Source organism: Stutzerimonas marianensis (assembly GCF_022810315.1).
Classification (GTDB): Bacteria; Pseudomonadota; Gammaproteobacteria; order Pseudomonadales; family Pseudomonadaceae; genus Stutzerimonas; species Stutzerimonas marianensis.
This window is the reverse complement of the sequence record NZ_JALGRD010000002.1, coordinates 387,184-400,715: the sequence shown is the minus strand read 5'-3', so window position 1 is coordinate 400,715 and position 13,532 is coordinate 387,184. Positions and strand designations below refer to the sequence as shown.

Genomic DNA, 13,532 nt, shown 5'->3' with positions numbered 1-13,532 from the left:
CGATGCCCGTGTTCAGCTCGTATGCCAGAGAATCTCGCGTTCGCCTTCGTCGTTGATGCAGACCCAGCGGTCGGCGGCGTCTTCGGCTTCGTCTTCGCTCCAGCTGCCCGGCGCGCAGCGAATCTCGACATTCAGCGCGGCATGGGCGGCGCGGGCACATGCCACGTCGTCCTCCCAGGGCGTGGCATCGCTCTCCAGCAGCAGGCAATGCCACTTGCCGACGGCCTTCGGCAGCCAGGTCACCGGGATGTCTGCGGCGCGGCACTTGAACGTCTGACCCTTCGGCTGCCAGGGCGAGCAGGGACCGATCGCCTGGCTGAGCCATTCGGTGACAGCGTCCTGGCTGGCGTCCCTGAGGTAGATCTCGATGTCGGGTTGGCGCATGAGCGGGTGGCCTTGTGTGAGGGTTTAGAACGGGTCTCGCTGGATCCAGTCGTAGCGTATCGCGACCCGAACCCGTAATGGCTGGTCGATGACGGCTGCGCGGCGCTCAGCACTGGCACGCCAGCCATGCGGCGTCATCGCCAGCAGGTCGGCGCGGGCCTGGGCGCTGTCGAGCTGCAGCTCGAACGAGAGGGTCTCGCTATGGGCGAGCTGCATGCCGGCCGCAATCAATGACAGGTGCTTCTCGTCGTCATAGTCGCGGATCTCGTCATACAGCAGACCGCGCAGCTCCCAGAGGTGCTCGCGAGTCGGGCCCATGCGCAGCAGGCCACCACCGGGTGCGAGCAGGCGCCGCGCCTCGTGCCAGTCCAGTGGGCTGAAGACGCTGGCGAGCAGATTGCAGCTCGCATCGGCCAGCGGTACCCGCGCCATGCTCGCCACCAGCCATTCGAGCTGCGGTGCGCGGCGGCAGGCACGCTTGACCGCCTCGCGGGAGATGTCGAGGGCATAGCCGTCCGCACCAGGCAGCGCCTGGGCGATCTGCGCCGTGTAATAGCCCTCGCCGCAGCCGATGTCCAGCCAGCGCTGCGGCGTACGTTCAGCAGCCAGTTCGGCCAGGCGCCGGGCCAGCGGAGCGTAGTGGCCCGCCTCGAGAAAGCGCCGACGGGCCTCGACCATGGCCTGGTTGTCGCCCGGGGCGCGGCTGTTCTTGTGTTGCACCGGGAGCAGGTTGAGGTAGCCCTGCCGCGCACGGTCGAAGCGGTGGTTGGCGGGGCAGGCGACGCCTCGCTCGGTAACCTCGAGTGGGGCATGGCAGAGGGGGCAGATCAGCATGCGAGCAGGTTGACCATCGTCTGGTAGTAGATCTCGGTCAGCAGGTCGAGGTCGCTGGCCAGGACGTGTTCGTCGACCTGATGAATCGTGGCGTTGACCGGACCGAGCTCGACGACCTGAGTGCCAAGGGTGGCGATGAAACGACCGTCGGACGTACCGCCACTGGTGGAAGGAGTGGTTTCGCGACCGGTGACGTGGCGAATCGCCTTGGCCACGCCGTCGAGCAGGTCGCCCGGCTCGGTCAGGAACGGCAGGCCGGACAACGCCCAGTCGACGCTCCAGTCCAGGCCGTGCTTGTCGAGTATCGCGGCGGTGCGTTGCTTGAGGCCTTCGACCGTCGACTCGGTCGAGAAGCGGAAATTGAACACTGCCTCCAGCGTGCCGGGGATGACATTGGTCGCGCCGGTGCCGGCATTCAGGTTGGAAATCTGGAAACTGGTCGGCGGGAAGAAGGCGTTACCGTCATCCCAGTGCTCGGCGGCCAGCTCGGCCAGGGCGGGCGCAGCGAGGTGGATCGGATTCTTCGCCAGATGCGGATAGGCCACGTGGCCCTGTTGCCCGCGCACGACCAGGGTGCCACCGAGCGAGCCGCGGCGCCCATTCTTCACCACGTCGCCCACCAACCGGGTGCTCGAGGGTTCGCCGACGATGCACCAGTCCAGCCGCTGGCCGCGCTCGCGTAGCCGTTCGACCACCGCCTTGGTGCCGTGATGCGCCGGGCCTTCCTCGTCGCTGGTGATCAGAAAGGCGATCTGGCCGTTGTGGTTCGGGTGGTCGGCGGTAAAGCGCTCGACCGCGACGACCATCGCCGCCAGGCTGCCCTTCATGTCGGCTGCGCCACGGCCATGCAGCATGCCGTGCTCGTCGATGCGCGCGGCAAAGGGTGGGTTGTGCCAGGCGTGTTCGGGGCCGGTGGGCACGACGTCGGTATGACCGGCGAAGCAGAGCACCGGGCCTGCCTGGCCGCGGATCGCCCAGAAGTTCTCCACGTCTTCGATGCGCATCGGCTCGATGGCGAAACCGCAGGCGGAGAGCCGATCGCTCATCAGCTGCTGGCAGCCCTCGTCCAGTGGCGTCACCGACGGCCGGTTGATCAGCTCGCAGGCCAGTTCAAGGGTCGGGGAGAGGGCGTCGGTCATCACGGCTCCGGTGCAGGCGGGGAAAGGGCGCCAATACTAAAGCAAATCGGCGTGTTCGGCGTTGCACGACGCGCCGGCGAGCGGGGCGCCGGGCTTCGTCCGATCGAGCGAAACCCGGCTGCCCTGCGCTGGGCTACTGCATCCCGGCCGGCTCGCCCAGCGGTGCAGGTTGCGGCTTTGGCAGGGATGAAAGCAGCGCCATCACCAGCGCGGCCAGGTACGGCAGCGACTGCACCAGCAGCACGCCGACCCAGAACATCACGTCCAGCCCCGGTTGCTTCTGCGAGAGGGTGATGCCCAGCGCGGCGCCCCACAGCAGCACCATGACGAAAGCCTCCTCGCGCGCTTCGGCCAGCGCGACCAGTACGCCGTGGCTGCTGCGCAACTTGGGCGTGCGGAAGAAGGGAATGCTGCGCGTCACCAGGCCGAACAGCACCGCTTTGGCGATGGTGTGCGACAAGGCCAGGCCGGCCACGGCGGCGGACATCGCATCGCGCATGTTCACGCCCACGGCACGCCGGTAGAGGAACAGAATCTTGCCCAGTTTGAACACGAACAATGCCAGCGGCGGCAGGGCGAAGATCAGCAGCGGCGGATCGACCCGGTTCGGCACGATGATCATCGCCGCCGACCAGAGCAGTGCGCCAAAGGTGAAGAACACGTTCAGGCCGTCTGCGACCCAGGGCAACCAACCGGCGAGAAAGTGGTAGCGCTGCCCACGTGTCAGGTCGTTGCCACGACCAAGCAGCAGGCTGGCGAGGTGATGCTTGCAGATCTGCATGGCGCCGTACGCCCAGCGGAAGCGTTGCTTCTTGAAATCGATGAAGGTATCCGGCATCAGGCCCTTGCCGAAGCTGTGCTCCGAATAGGCGGCTGACAAACCCTTCTGGAACACCCGCAGGCCGAGCTCGGCGTCCTCGGTGATGCACCACTCGGCCCACTTGAGCTCATCGAGCACCGACCGGCGCGTCATGGTCATGGTGCCGTGCTGAATGATCGCGTCGCGGTCGTTGCGGGTCACCATGCCGATGTGGAAGAAGCCCTTGTACTCGGCGTAGCAGAGCTTCTTGAACAGCGATTCGTGCTCGTCGCGATAGTCCTGCGGTGACTGCACCACGGCGATTTGCGGGTCGGCAAAGTGCGGCACCATCTGCTTCAGCCAGTTGGGGCTGACGCAGTAGTCCGAATCGATCACCGCGATGACCTCGGCCTCCGGACTGGTGTGCTGCATCGCATAGTTCAGCGCGCCACCCTTGAAGCCGGCCAGTGGCGCGACGTGGAAAAAGCGGAACCGCGTGCCGAGCGCCTCGCAATGGGCTTGCACCGGCTCCCAGATGGACGGGTCGCGGGTATTGTTGTCGATCACCAGCACTTCGAAGTGCGGGTAATCCAGGCGCGCCAGGGCATTGAGCGTCTGCTTCACCATCTCGGGCGGTTCGTTGTAGCAGGGCACGTGCACCGAGACCATCGGCCGGTAGCTACTGTCCTGCGTGACCGGGAGGAACGGGCGCACGCGCTGGCGCTTCCAGACGGTTTCGGCCAGTTCATGAGCTTCTGTCAGCAGCACGATCATCACCCCGAGCGCGCCCAGCGCCAGCAGCACGCCGACCGTGATGCCGAACCAGGTGCTGTACTGCTGGCTGAAGTCGTAGGCGATCCACACCAGCATGGTGGCGACCAAGAAGGCGACCAGCGTCAGGAAGGTCCGGCCGCGTTGGCGCAGCGCGCTGCTGTCGATCAACAGCAATGCCAGGGCAAGCAGTGCCAGTACACCCGACGCGCTCGCCAGCAGGTGCCACTGTGGAATCTCCACGACTGGGCCGCTCAGGGGGAACTTGGGCTGCCGCTCGGCGTTGAATACGCCCCAGTAGGCACCCACCGCACCTTCCTCCCCGGCCTTCCAGGGCTGGTCGAAGGCTTCGATGACGAAGTAGTTGTAGCCGTTGGCATTGAGCGTGTTGACCAGCTCGCGCAGGTAGAGCGCCTGTTCGGCCTGGTCCGCGACCGCGCCGCCACGGGTGCGACCGTTGCTCGGCCAGCCGACTTCTGCCAGCAACAGCGGCTTTTTCGGGAAGGCCTTCTTCAGTTCACGCGCCCTGTCGAGCACGAAGGCGACCGAATGCTCACGGGGCACGAATTCCCAGTAGGGCAGGACGTGGGCCGCGATCAGGTCGACATGCTTGGCCAGCTCCGGGTACTTCTCCCAGATGTGCCACTGCTCGGCGGTCGTAACCGGTACTTTCAGGGCCGCGCGAACACGGTCCAGGTAGCCGATCATCTGCTCGACGGTGATTTCCTCGCGGAACAGCGCTTCGTTGCCGACGATGACGCGAATGACGTTGCGTTCGCGCTTGGCGATCTCGATGCCGCGCTCGATCTGTGCCTCGTTGGCTTCCAGGTCGTTGCTCAACCAGATGCCCAGGGTCACGCGCAAGCCGGCTTCTTCGGCCAGACGCGGGATCTCGCCGAGCACCTTGTCCACCGAGTAGGTGCGGATGTTATCGGTCTGGCTGGTGAGCAGCTCGAGATCGGCACGGATCTCGTCTTCGCTGGGGTAGGTGCCTTCCTGTGGGTCCTGTTGCAGGCGGAACGGCGAAAAGGAATAGCCGGCGATCTGGTCGGGCCAGTCGGGCGCCTCCTGAGGTTGGTTGAACCAGGCCCAGAGGCCAGTGAACAGCGAAGCCACGGCCACGACCATGACTAGGTTGAGACCCATTTTGCGAGCTGACATCGGTGCGAAGGTTCCAGGAGGAGGAACAGAGGGAAGACCGGCGAACGCCGGCTGGCGCGCATCCTACTCCCGGCCCGAACGCCTGTACAGTGGGGCGCCAAGCTGTTTTTGCAGCGGATGGAGGACCTATAATCGGCGCTGTTTTTTCCGGGGAAATCGACATGCCTATCGACGATCAGCGTTTCGGCGGAATTGCCCGCCTGTACGGCTCCGAAGGGCTCGAGCGACTGGCGGCAGCGCATGTCGCGGTGGTCGGGATCGGCGGGGTCGGTTCCTGGGCGGCGGAGGCGCTGGCACGCAGCGGCGTCGGCGAGATCAGCCTGTTCGACCTCGACGATGTGTGCATCACCAATACCAACCGCCAGGTGCACGCGCTCGAAGGCGCAGTGGGCAAGCCCAAGGTCGATGAGATGGCGTCTCGGATACGGGCGATCAATCCGGCCTGCGTGGTGCACGCCGTCGCTGACTTCGTGACCCGTGACACCATGGCTGACTACATCACCGAGCAGCTTGACTGCGTCATCGACTGCATCGACAGCGTGCCGGCCAAGGCCGCGCTGATCGCCTGGTGCAAGCGCCGCAAGATCCAGATCATCGCCACGGGTGGCGCCGGCGGTCAGGTGGACCCGACGCAGATCCAGGTCACCGACCTGAACAAGACCTTCAACGATCCGCTGGCAGCCAAGGTTCGCTCCTTGCTGCGGCGCGAATACCATTTCTCGCGCACGCCGGGGCGCACCTACAGCGTGCCCTGCGTGTTCTCGACCGAGCAGTTGCGCTATCCGAAGCCCGACGGCGGCGTCTGCCAGAGCAAGAGTTTCGTCGGGGAGGGTGTCAAGCTCGACTGTGCCGGCGGCTTCGGTGCGGCGATGATGGTTACCGCCAGCTTCGGCCTGGTTGCGGCGGCCCGTGCAGTGGACAAGCTGGTCGCAGGCGCTCGGCGCCCAGCGGAGCGCTAGAAGCCCTCCTTTGCCAACGCGCGCATCCGGGCGATCACGGCATTCATTCCGTTGGCACGCGACGGCGACAGCTGTCGAGACAGGCCGAGCTGACCGAACCACTCGGCCACGTCCAGCACCTGCAGCTCGGCGGCGCTCGAGCCGTTGACCCTTACCAGCAGCACAGCGAGCAGGCCGCGCAACAGCCTGGCCTCGCTGGTACCGCGAAACTGCCAGCGATCCTCATGCTGCTCGCCGACCAGCCAGAGCCGGCTCTCGCAGCCGGCGACGAGGTGGGCATCGTCGCGCTCATGGTCCGCCAGCGGTGCGAGGCTATCACCGAACTGCATCAACAGACGCGCTCGCTGCTCCCAGCCGGCCGCCTCGCGAAAGTGCTGCAAGGTTTGCTCGGCAGCGTGCGGCAGCGCGCTCATCGCAGCATTTCCAGCGCCTGATCCAGCGCACTGAAGAAACGCTCCAGATCGAGGCCGTCGTTGTACAGCCCGAGTGATACGCGGGTCGCGCCTTCCACACCCAGCGTCTTCAGCAGCGGCTGCGCGCAATGAGTGCCGCTGCGCACGGCAATGCCTTGTTCGGTGAGCAGGTGGGCCAGGTCGCCGTGGTGAATACCCTCGACGGTGAAACTGGCCAGCGCGATCTGAGGGGCGCCGAGCAGCCGGACGCCATCGCGGACGGCCAGGCCGGCGAGCAACTTCATGTGCAGCGCCTGCTCATGGCCGGTCACTGCTGCAGCGTCGAGCCTGGACAGGTAGTCGAGCGTCGCGCCCAGGCCGATCACCCCACCAATGGGCGGTGTGCCTGCCTCGAAGCCCAGCGGCGCGGCGTGAAAATCGGCGCTTTGGTAATCGGCGACGCGGACCATCTCGCCGCCGAACTGCCAATGCTTGAGCTGGAGCAGCGATTCTCCGCGGCCGTAAAGCGCTCCCACGCCTTCCGGGCCGTACAGCTTGTGGCTGGAGAGTACGTAGAAATCGCAGTCCAGCGCCTGCATGTCATGGCGCCCGTGCACCACGCCCTGCGCGCCATCCACCACGCTGAGCGCGCCCTGCGCACGGGCCAGCGGCAGGAGTTCGGCCAATGGTTGCCAGGCGCCGAGCACATTGGACAGCTGGCTGACCGCCAGCAGGCGGGTGCGCGGGCCGATGAGCTCTTGCGCCGCTTGCAGGTCGATGAGGCCGTTGGCATCGAGCGGCAGCACGACCAGCCGGGCATCACGGCGCTTGGCCAACTGTTGCCACGGCAGGAGGTTGGCATGGTGTTCCAGTGCGCTGACGACGATCTCGTCACCGGGCGTGACCCGATGTTCCAGGCCGTAGGCGAGCAGGTTGAGCGCCTCGGTGGCGCCACGGGTGAAGACGATCTCGGTCGGACAGGCTGCGTTCAGCCAGCGTGCCACCTTGATTCGCGCATCTTCGAAAGCGCGGGTGGCGCGTTCGGCGGGCTGGTGCTGGGCACGGTGGACGTTCGCCGTGCCGCAGGTGTAGTAGCCGGTAAAAGCGTCGATCAGCGCCTGCGGTTTTTGCGACGTCGCGGCACTGTCGAGATAGGTCTGGCCCTGCGTTTCGAGAACGGCCAGGGCGGGGAAGTCGGCACGCCAGGGGGAAGAGAGCATAGCGTTAAGCCTGAAGCTGGAAGCTGGAAGCCAGGAGCGGAGCTTTACTGCTTCAAGCTGCTCGCTCAGGGCTTCGAGCTAATCGGTCAGTTGTGCGCGTGCAGCGCCTCGTTCAGCTCGATCGCGGACTTGTGCGTTTTGCATTCGACCGCCCCGGTCTGCGAATTGCGGCGGAACAGCAGGTCGCTTTGTCCGGCGAGTTCACGCGCCTTTACGACCTTGACCAGTTCGCCCTGTTCATCCAGCAGATTGACCTTGGTGCCTGCGGTGAGATAGAGACCGGATTCCACGGTGTTGCGGTCGCCCAGTGGGATGCCGATGCCCGCGTTGGCGCCGATCAGGCAGCCCTCACCGACGGAAATGACGATATTGCCGCCGCCCGACAGGGTGCCCATGGTCGAGCAGCCGCCCCCCAGGTCCGAGCCCTTGCCGACGAAGACGCCCGCCGAGACGCGGCCTTCGATCATGCCTGGGCCTTCGGTTCCGGCGTTGAAGTTGATGAAGCCCTCGTGCATCACGGTCGTGCCTTCGCCGATGTAGGCGCCAAGGCGAATGCGGGCGCTGTCGGCGATACGCACGCCGGCGGGGACGACGTAGTCGGTCATTTTCGGGAACTTGTCGACAGAGACGACTTCCAGCAGGTACCCCTTGAGGCGGGCTTCGAGCTGGCGCTCGGCCAGTTCGGCCAGGTCGATCGCGCCCTGGTTGGTCCAGGCGACGTTCGGCAGCAGCGGGAAGATGCCGGCAAGGTTGAGCCCGTGCGGCTTGACCAGACGGTGGGAGATCAGGTGCAGCTTGAGGTACGCCTCGGGGGTCGAGCTCAGGGCGCTGTCCTCGGCCAGCAGCGTCGCCACGAGCGGACGCTGACTTTCGGCCAGACGGGTCAATAGCGCGAGCTGGACGGGATCGATCGCCTTCAGGGCGTCGGCCAGCTGGGCCGCCTGGGTCGTAGTGATCGCGATCGCCTGGTTGCCGCCCTGGTAGCCCAGCAGCGGGGCGACGGCGTCGACCAGTTCGCCGGCCGGTTTCAACAGGGGTTGTGCGTAAAAGACTTCGAGCCAGGTGCCCTGGCGGTTCTGGGTGCCTACGCCGAACGCCAGGCTGAAGAGGGTGTTGCTCATAGAGGGATCCTTATCGTTCGCGCTCGTCTCGGCGAGCGGGTCTCAGTTCGTGGCTGCCAGCTCGGCCGCATAGGTGTCGGGCTTGAAGCCGACCAATGTCCTGTCGCCCAGGTCAAGGACGGGGCGCTTGATCATCGATGGCTGGGCCAGCATCAGCTCGATCGCCTTGGCCTGGTCGAGATCGGCCTTCTGCGCGTCGTCCAGCTTGCGGAAGGTAGTGCCGGCACGGTTGAGAATGGTCTGCCAGCCGTGTTCGTCACACCAGGCCTGGAGATGGGCGCGGTCGATGCCGGCGCTCTTGTAGTCGTGGAAACGGTAGTCCAGTCCGTGCTCGTCGAGCCAGGTGCGAGCCTTTTTCATGGTGTCGCACGCCTTGATGCCGTAGAGGCATAAGTTGTTGATCTTACAGGGCGTTTCCACTCTCTCCAAATCCTCGCCAAAACTCCGCCAAAACGCAGTCGCACATTATGCCACGTCGATCCACTCCGCGCCGCGACTGTCACGGTAGAGGGCGGTCATTGCCGCTGACCGATGGCCGAGTAGCGCTTGCGGGTCGCGACCCTCGGCGGCGTGCAAACGGGCCGCAAGCGAACGCATCTCGTGGAAGGTTGGCGGGCTCTCCCCGAACTTGATGCCAGTCCTGTCCCTGGCTTCCGAGAATGCCTTGCTCAGCGTGTCGAGCACGATCGGCATGCCAGGCGTCGCCTTGCTGACCGTCTTGCTGTGGTGCACCAGATGCTTTGACACTACCGCGTCACGGCACGACTTGATGACCTCGCCCAGCTCGAGCCCCAAGGATTCGAGGCGCAGCTTCGTGCTTATCCGCAGCCGCGCACCGGTCTTTGCCTGGATGACGTGCAGGTGCTCGTCGTGCACGTCCTTGAAAAGCATTCCAGCTATGTCGTCACGCCGCTGCCCGGTCAGCACCGCTAGTTCCATGGCGCGCTTCAGCCAGGGCTGTTTGGCCTCGGCATAGATCGCCTTCCAGTTGTCCACGGTCAGCCTTTCGCGCTTGATCTTCACCTTCGCAGCCCGCGTCACCTCGACCGGGTTGTCCTTCCTCCATCCCGCCGCTATCGCCTCGCGCATTACGTCACTGAGCAGCGAACGCATGGCACGCGCCATCTGCGCCTTGCCCTCATCTGTGAGCGTCTTCAGGTAGCTGGCAATCTCAAACGTCCCGATTGCTGCCGCGTCGTGATGGCCGAGCGCCTCCTCGAGCCGGTTGAGTCGCATCCGTGCTGACTCCTTGCTTTGCTGGGACACGTCACGCTCGGCGTACAGCTTGCGGTACTCATCGATCCATTCCGAGAACCGACGCATCGGCGCCGCGTTGATCCGATCAGCCAGCGCTGGCCGAATCTTCGCGCCGGTATGGTTGGCGTGCACGGCCTCACGGACTGCCTGGGCCTTGTCGCTGCCCAGCCCGTACCACTTGCCGGACGCTGGGTCCCGATATGAGTAATAGGTCGCCCCGTTCCTGCTATCCGTCTTGCGGTACAGGTTCGGCGGCAGATCTTTCGACCCGTTCTTACGCGGCCTTGGCGCCATGTCGATCCCTCGCTATGCGTCCGGCTAGTGTGCCCTGTTCGATGTACTGCGCATCGGGCTCAACATAATAGCTGCGCCCGTGCTTCACCGGTGCGGGAAAGATGCGCCCCTCTCGCGCCCAGCGGCGCAACGTGTTCAGCGTAGGGGCCGGGTCGAAGTTCGCCTCGGCCCATTTCTCCAGGCTAAGTTTCATGATTACTCCTCCCTCCCGCATATCGGGTGGGTTGATGGGGTGGGGTTAGGCGGCTGGCTGGTCGCGCAGAATGTCCATCTGCGCAGCACCGTCTAGCCAGGCTGCATCAATTCTCTTTCTGGCCATCTCGGCGTATTCGGGGTTGAGCTCGCAGAGGGTCGACCGCCGGCCCTCCTGCATGGCTACTACCGCTGTAGTTCCGGATCCGCCAAATGGATCGAGCACCAAGCCGTCAGGCTGGCAGCCCGCCCGGATGCATGGGCGGATCAGGTCTGGTGGGAAGGTGGCGAAGTGGGCGCCCTTGAAGCCAATGGTTGGCACAGACCAAACAGAACGCTTGTTCCTTAGGTCCAGCGCATAGTCGCTTTCTTCTCTGTCGGGCCGGTGCGTGCCGCATGACTGTCCCGGTATCGCCTGTTCTCGCTTCGAGCCATCGCGCCTGAAGCTATCGCGGCGACTACGAACCGCCTTCATTGGCCCGTTTGTTTTGCCTGGCACTCGGTCGCTTCCAGCCTGGTTCTCGATGTCTTGGGATAGACGTGCGATTGAGCTTGGCGCGACCGGCTCCTTAATGGCCTCCTGGTCGAAGAAATAGGCGGGCGACTTGCTCAGCAGAAAGATATGCTCGTGGGACTTCGTGCACCGGTCGCGGACGCTCTCAGGCATCGGGTTAGGCTTTGACCAGATGATCTCTTGGCGAAGTATCCAGCCATCATCTTGCAATGCAAAGGCCAGCCGCCATGGAATTCCCAGCAGCTGCTTCCCTTTTCCGTAGGTGTCGCCCATGTTCACCCAGGCCGTTCCATCCTCCCTGAGCACTCGGCGCACCTGGCGAAAAACCTCGACCAAGCGAGCGATAAACTCAGATGGGGTTTCCTCCAGGCCAATCTGTCCTTCTACGCCGTAGTCTCGCAGTCCGAAGTAGGGCGGGCTTGTAACGCAGCAGTTGGCCGAATCCGAAGCCATGCCCCTGAGTGATTCAAGGCAGTCGCCAACAACGATGCGGTGTCTTTCTCCAGACATGACTTCTCCTCCCCGCCGACTCTCGCCGGCAGGCTGTGTGTTTGGGTGGGGTTAGGGGGTGATGGTGGTTGTAGCTACGGAGAAGGCAAACAGCATGACTAGCGTCGCGCAGAATCGAGTTGCGCTAAGCGGCCAGATCAGAAAGCAGATAGCCAAATATGCCAGCGTGGATAGCAGCATTCACGCCTCCTTCGCAGCCATGGCGGCGTCTGGAAACTTCCACCCATGACCTGCGCATTGCTCAACGTCGCCGCGCCTGACCATTTCCTTGAGCAGCCTTTCGGCGCTTTGCCAGTCCAGCAGGAATATGCGCTGTAGCTTCGCCACTCCAAACACCTCGTCACAGGCTGCGCGCCGCAGAACGTAGACCGTTGCCCGATAAGCATCGGTCCCGATCAGAGCATAGGAGCGCAGCGCCTCGACCTCGGCGCGGAGTTCTTCGATGATGCTCTGCGCCTCGTTCAGCTTGTCGGATCGCGATGCGTTAGCATCCCGCAACCTATCCCGCTCGGCGGTCACGGCTGACAGGGCGGCTAGCGGGACCAGCTGGCGAAGCTCATAGTCATCGCGACGCCGAAGTATTTCCACGGTCCGCTCATCAGCGGATTGCCAGCAGCTCGGGCCTTCGTCTGGGCAAATGTATCGCTGCTGCCAAGCCACAACCTCGACCCCTTCCGCCTCTGCGGGCTGGGCGAGGATGGCGCGCGCTGCGTCCACATAGCGTTGCTCGCCGTGCTTTTCTGCCAAATAGCTCCCCATCCGGTTGATGGCGTCTTCGCCGAGTTCGGCCAGGCTCTCCAGCAGCTCCCTATCAACCAATACCTGTTTCATTCCTTTCTCCTCGCGCGCGCCCGTCCGACAGACCGTGCGACGCTCTGTGTGGTTGTGGCACGCTCCCGTAAAAGGAGCGGCCATGAACAAACTTCCAGATTTCAAACCAGTGACCCGCGAAGAACTGCGGGCAATCTGGGCTCGATACCCCGACCCCGAGGTGCGCCGGCTTACGCTTGAGATCGAGCGATACAAGCGCGTGATGTCGGAGGTCGACCGCCTGTACCGGGTGATCCACCAATCATGGCGAGAAACCACTGGCGGAAATCTCACGGCCCTGCATGTGCTCCAAGGCATCATGCTGCACGAGCGGGAGAGGGCAGAGCTTTAGCCTTGGGCGGACAGGGCGGCGCGCAATTCGGCCCACGCTTCAGACCTACCAATTGCGCATTCCTGGCAGTCTTCCGCAAAGTCATGCCTCAACACCCTTTCCAATGACTTCCGATTAACAGTTACTTTTAGTCCGCTCTGCTCCGGCTGCTGCTCGGTCTGCGCGGGGCGGGTGGCCAGCATCGAAAGCAATGCCCTTGCAGTACGCTGCGCGGTTTGCGGCGCATCGCCTTTTAGCACCATGTCCGCCAGCTCGCTCGCGTGCAGGACTATGGACTGCCAACCCACCGGCCGCTGCTCGGCCTGCGCCGGGGCTGGCTCGTCGTCCTCAAAGTCTGCCGCCCGCTCGGGATTGCATACAGAACATCCGTCTCCGACCATTTTCTCACGCATGGTGCATCGGCACACCGGCTCGGCCTGCAGGGATAGGGCGGCGTCGATGCGCTGAACCAAGTCATTGAACAGCTCGGCACCATTCTGATTGCTGAGCTGTACCACTACTGGCCTGCACTCACGCAACAACCCCCGCACCTGCTCCAACTGCCGCCACGTTTTGCGGTGCCGCTCCATCTCCAGCTGCACCTCAGCCTTTGCCGCTGCCAGCTCTGCGCCGATGGCGGACAGTTCCTTTAAGTCATGCTTGGTCATACCTTGCTCCATATATTGGCGTCGCGGAGTTCTTCATCGGTGGCGAAGCGCGGCTTGGCGCTGAGAGATTGCATCAGCGAGGCGGCGCCGTTACTGGCGTCCTTGCGGTACTTCACGCCGGTGGGTTTGTGCAGCCATATTTGGCAGCGATGGTGTTCGGTGTGCATGGGTGCGCT

At 64.2% G+C, this 13,532-nt stretch carries 16 protein-coding genes; 2 read left to right on the top strand and 14 right to left on the bottom strand.

The genetic code is table 11. From position 1 onward, the window contains the following. Nucleotides 1-12: 12 nt before the first annotated feature. The 4 genes from MST27_RS05100 to MST27_RS05085 form a co-directional block, all read right to left on the bottom strand. Nucleotides 13-384: a hypothetical protein gene (locus tag MST27_RS05100; protein WP_243604925.1), complete on the bottom strand. Its 372-nt coding sequence runs from the start codon at nt 382-384 to the stop codon at nt 13-15. A 24-nt stretch (nt 385-408) separates the two neighbouring features. Beyond that, nucleotides 409-1,218 carry a putative RNA methyltransferase gene (locus MST27_RS05095; RefSeq protein ID WP_243604924.1) on the bottom strand — a complete coding sequence of 270 codons (810 nt, stop codon included), beginning with the start codon at nt 1,216-1,218 and terminating at the stop codon, nt 409-411. Beyond that, nucleotides 1,212-2,357 carry a succinyl-diaminopimelate desuccinylase gene (gene dapE, locus MST27_RS05090; RefSeq protein WP_243604923.1) on the bottom strand — a complete coding sequence of 382 codons (1,146 nt, stop codon included), beginning with the start codon at nt 2,355-2,357 and terminating at the stop codon, nt 1,212-1,214. Before dapE ends, MST27_RS05095 begins: the two co-directional genes overlap by 7 nt. Before the next feature lie 133 nt (nt 2,358-2,490). Then, the gene (locus MST27_RS05085) at nt 2,491-5,088 is read right to left on the bottom strand and encodes a glycosyltransferase (RefSeq protein ID WP_243604922.1); all 2,598 of its coding nucleotides are present in this window, start codon (nt 5,086-5,088) and stop codon (nt 2,491-2,493) included. 161 nt (nt 5,089-5,249) lie between these two features. Between MST27_RS05085 and tcdA the strand changes: the two genes are divergently transcribed. Further along, nucleotides 5,250-6,047, top strand: coding sequence for a tRNA cyclic N6-threonylcarbamoyladenosine(37) synthase TcdA (gene tcdA, locus MST27_RS05080; protein WP_243604921.1), 798 nt, complete (start codon nt 5,250-5,252; stop codon nt 6,045-6,047). Here the strand turns inward: tcdA and MST27_RS05075 are convergent. From MST27_RS05075 to MST27_RS05040, 8 genes are all read right to left on the bottom strand, one after another. Further along, entirely contained in the window at nt 6,044-6,460 is a 417-nt protein-coding gene (locus tag MST27_RS05075; RefSeq protein ID WP_243604920.1) for a SufE family protein, read from the bottom strand. The genes tcdA and MST27_RS05075 overlap by 4 nt on opposite strands. Further along, complete coding sequence (locus MST27_RS05070; RefSeq protein ID WP_243604919.1) at nt 6,457-7,659, bottom strand: aminotransferase class V-fold PLP-dependent enzyme; 1,203 nt, start codon at nt 7,657-7,659, stop codon at nt 6,457-6,459. Before MST27_RS05070 ends, MST27_RS05075 begins: the two co-directional genes overlap by 4 nt. A gap of 86 nt (nt 7,660-7,745) precedes the next feature. Next, nucleotides 7,746-8,780 carry a 2,3,4,5-tetrahydropyridine-2,6-dicarboxylate N-succinyltransferase gene (gene dapD, locus MST27_RS05065; protein WP_243604918.1) on the bottom strand — a complete coding sequence of 345 codons (1,035 nt, stop codon included), beginning with the start codon at nt 8,778-8,780 and terminating at the stop codon, nt 7,746-7,748. Between the two features lie 42 nt (nt 8,781-8,822). Then, nucleotides 8,823-9,200, bottom strand: a complete 378-nt coding sequence (locus MST27_RS05060) for an ArsC family reductase (RefSeq protein ID WP_476756126.1) — start codon at nt 9,198-9,200, stop codon at nt 8,823-8,825. 45 nt (nt 9,201-9,245) lie between these two features. After that, complete coding sequence (locus MST27_RS05055) at nt 9,246-10,331, bottom strand: phage integrase Arm DNA-binding domain-containing protein (RefSeq protein ID WP_243604917.1); 1,086 nt, start codon at nt 10,329-10,331, stop codon at nt 9,246-9,248. Beyond that, complete coding sequence (locus MST27_RS05050; protein ID WP_243604916.1) at nt 10,312-10,524, bottom strand: excisionase; 213 nt, start codon at nt 10,522-10,524, stop codon at nt 10,312-10,314. The genes MST27_RS05055 and MST27_RS05050 overlap by 20 nt, the downstream gene beginning before the upstream one ends. A gap of 45 nt (nt 10,525-10,569) precedes the next feature. Then, nucleotides 10,570-11,547, bottom strand: coding sequence for a DNA-methyltransferase (locus MST27_RS05045; RefSeq protein ID WP_243604915.1), 978 nt, complete (start codon nt 11,545-11,547; stop codon nt 10,570-10,572). A gap of 180 nt (nt 11,548-11,727) precedes the next feature. Beyond that, nucleotides 11,728-12,462 carry a hypothetical protein gene (locus tag MST27_RS05040; RefSeq protein ID WP_243604914.1) on the bottom strand — a complete coding sequence of 245 codons (735 nt, stop codon included), beginning with the start codon at nt 12,460-12,462 and terminating at the stop codon, nt 11,728-11,730. On the opposite strand from MST27_RS05040, the gene MST27_RS05035 reads away from it, so the two are divergent. Then, nucleotides 12,461-12,709 carry a hypothetical protein gene (locus MST27_RS05035; protein ID WP_243604913.1) on the top strand — a complete coding sequence of 83 codons (249 nt, stop codon included), beginning with the start codon at nt 12,461-12,463 and terminating at the stop codon, nt 12,707-12,709. The genes MST27_RS05040 and MST27_RS05035 overlap by 2 nt on opposite strands. Here MST27_RS05035 and MST27_RS05030 read toward each other — a convergent pair. Together MST27_RS05030 and MST27_RS05025 are read right to left on the bottom strand one after the other, a co-directional pair. Beyond that, nucleotides 12,706-13,356, bottom strand: coding sequence for a hypothetical protein (locus tag MST27_RS05030; RefSeq protein ID WP_243604912.1), 651 nt, complete (start codon nt 13,354-13,356; stop codon nt 12,706-12,708). The two genes, MST27_RS05035 and MST27_RS05030, sit on opposite strands and share 4 nt — an antisense overlap. Further along, nucleotides 13,353-13,523, bottom strand: coding sequence for a hypothetical protein (locus MST27_RS05025; RefSeq protein WP_243604911.1), 171 nt, complete (start codon nt 13,521-13,523; stop codon nt 13,353-13,355). Before MST27_RS05025 ends, MST27_RS05030 begins: the two co-directional genes overlap by 4 nt. Nucleotides 13,524-13,532 lie beyond the last annotated feature (9 nt).

Bases quoted from the DNA above. Each gene is read 5' to 3' on its own strand.
- MST27_RS05100 (WP_243604925.1), bottom strand. From the start codon at position 384: ATGCGCCAACCCGACATCGAGATCTACCTCAGGGACGCCAGCCAGGAC.
- dapE (WP_243604923.1), bottom strand. From the start codon at position 2,357: ATGACCGACGCCCTCTCCCCGACCCTTGAACTGGCCTGCGAGCTGATC.
- tcdA (WP_243604921.1), top strand. From the start codon at position 5,250: ATGCCTATCGACGATCAGCGTTTCGGCGGAATTGCCCGCCTGTACGGC.
- MST27_RS05030 (WP_243604912.1), bottom strand. From the start codon at position 13,356: ATGACCAAGCATGACTTAAAGGAACTGTCCGCCATCGGCGCAGAGCTG.
- MST27_RS05045 (WP_243604915.1), bottom strand. From the start codon at position 11,547: ATGTCTGGAGAAAGACACCGCATCGTTGTTGGCGACTGCCTTGAATCA.
- dapD (WP_243604918.1), bottom strand. From the start codon at position 8,780: ATGAGCAACACCCTCTTCAGCCTGGCGTTCGGCGTAGGCACCCAGAAC.
- MST27_RS05095 (WP_243604924.1), bottom strand. From the start codon at position 1,218: ATGCTGATCTGCCCCCTCTGCCATGCCCCACTCGAGGTTACCGAGCGA.
- MST27_RS05040 (WP_243604914.1), bottom strand. From the start codon at position 12,462: ATGGCCGCTCCTTTTACGGGAGCGTGCCACAACCACACAGAGCGTCGC.
- MST27_RS05075 (WP_243604920.1), bottom strand. From the start codon at position 6,460: ATGAGCGCGCTGCCGCACGCTGCCGAGCAAACCTTGCAGCACTTTCGC.
- MST27_RS05025 (WP_243604911.1), bottom strand. From the start codon at position 13,523: ATGCACACCGAACACCATCGCTGCCAAATATGGCTGCACAAACCCACC.
- MST27_RS05035 (WP_243604913.1), top strand. From the start codon at position 12,461: ATGAACAAACTTCCAGATTTCAAACCAGTGACCCGCGAAGAACTGCGG.
- MST27_RS05055 (WP_243604917.1), bottom strand. From the start codon at position 10,331: ATGGCGCCAAGGCCGCGTAAGAACGGGTCGAAAGATCTGCCGCCGAAC.
- MST27_RS05050 (WP_243604916.1), bottom strand. From the start codon at position 10,524: ATGAAACTTAGCCTGGAGAAATGGGCCGAGGCGAACTTCGACCCGGCC.
- MST27_RS05070 (WP_243604919.1), bottom strand. From the start codon at position 7,659: ATGCTCTCTTCCCCCTGGCGTGCCGACTTCCCCGCCCTGGCCGTTCTC.
- MST27_RS05085 (WP_243604922.1), bottom strand. From the start codon at position 5,088: ATGTCAGCTCGCAAAATGGGTCTCAACCTAGTCATGGTCGTGGCCGTG.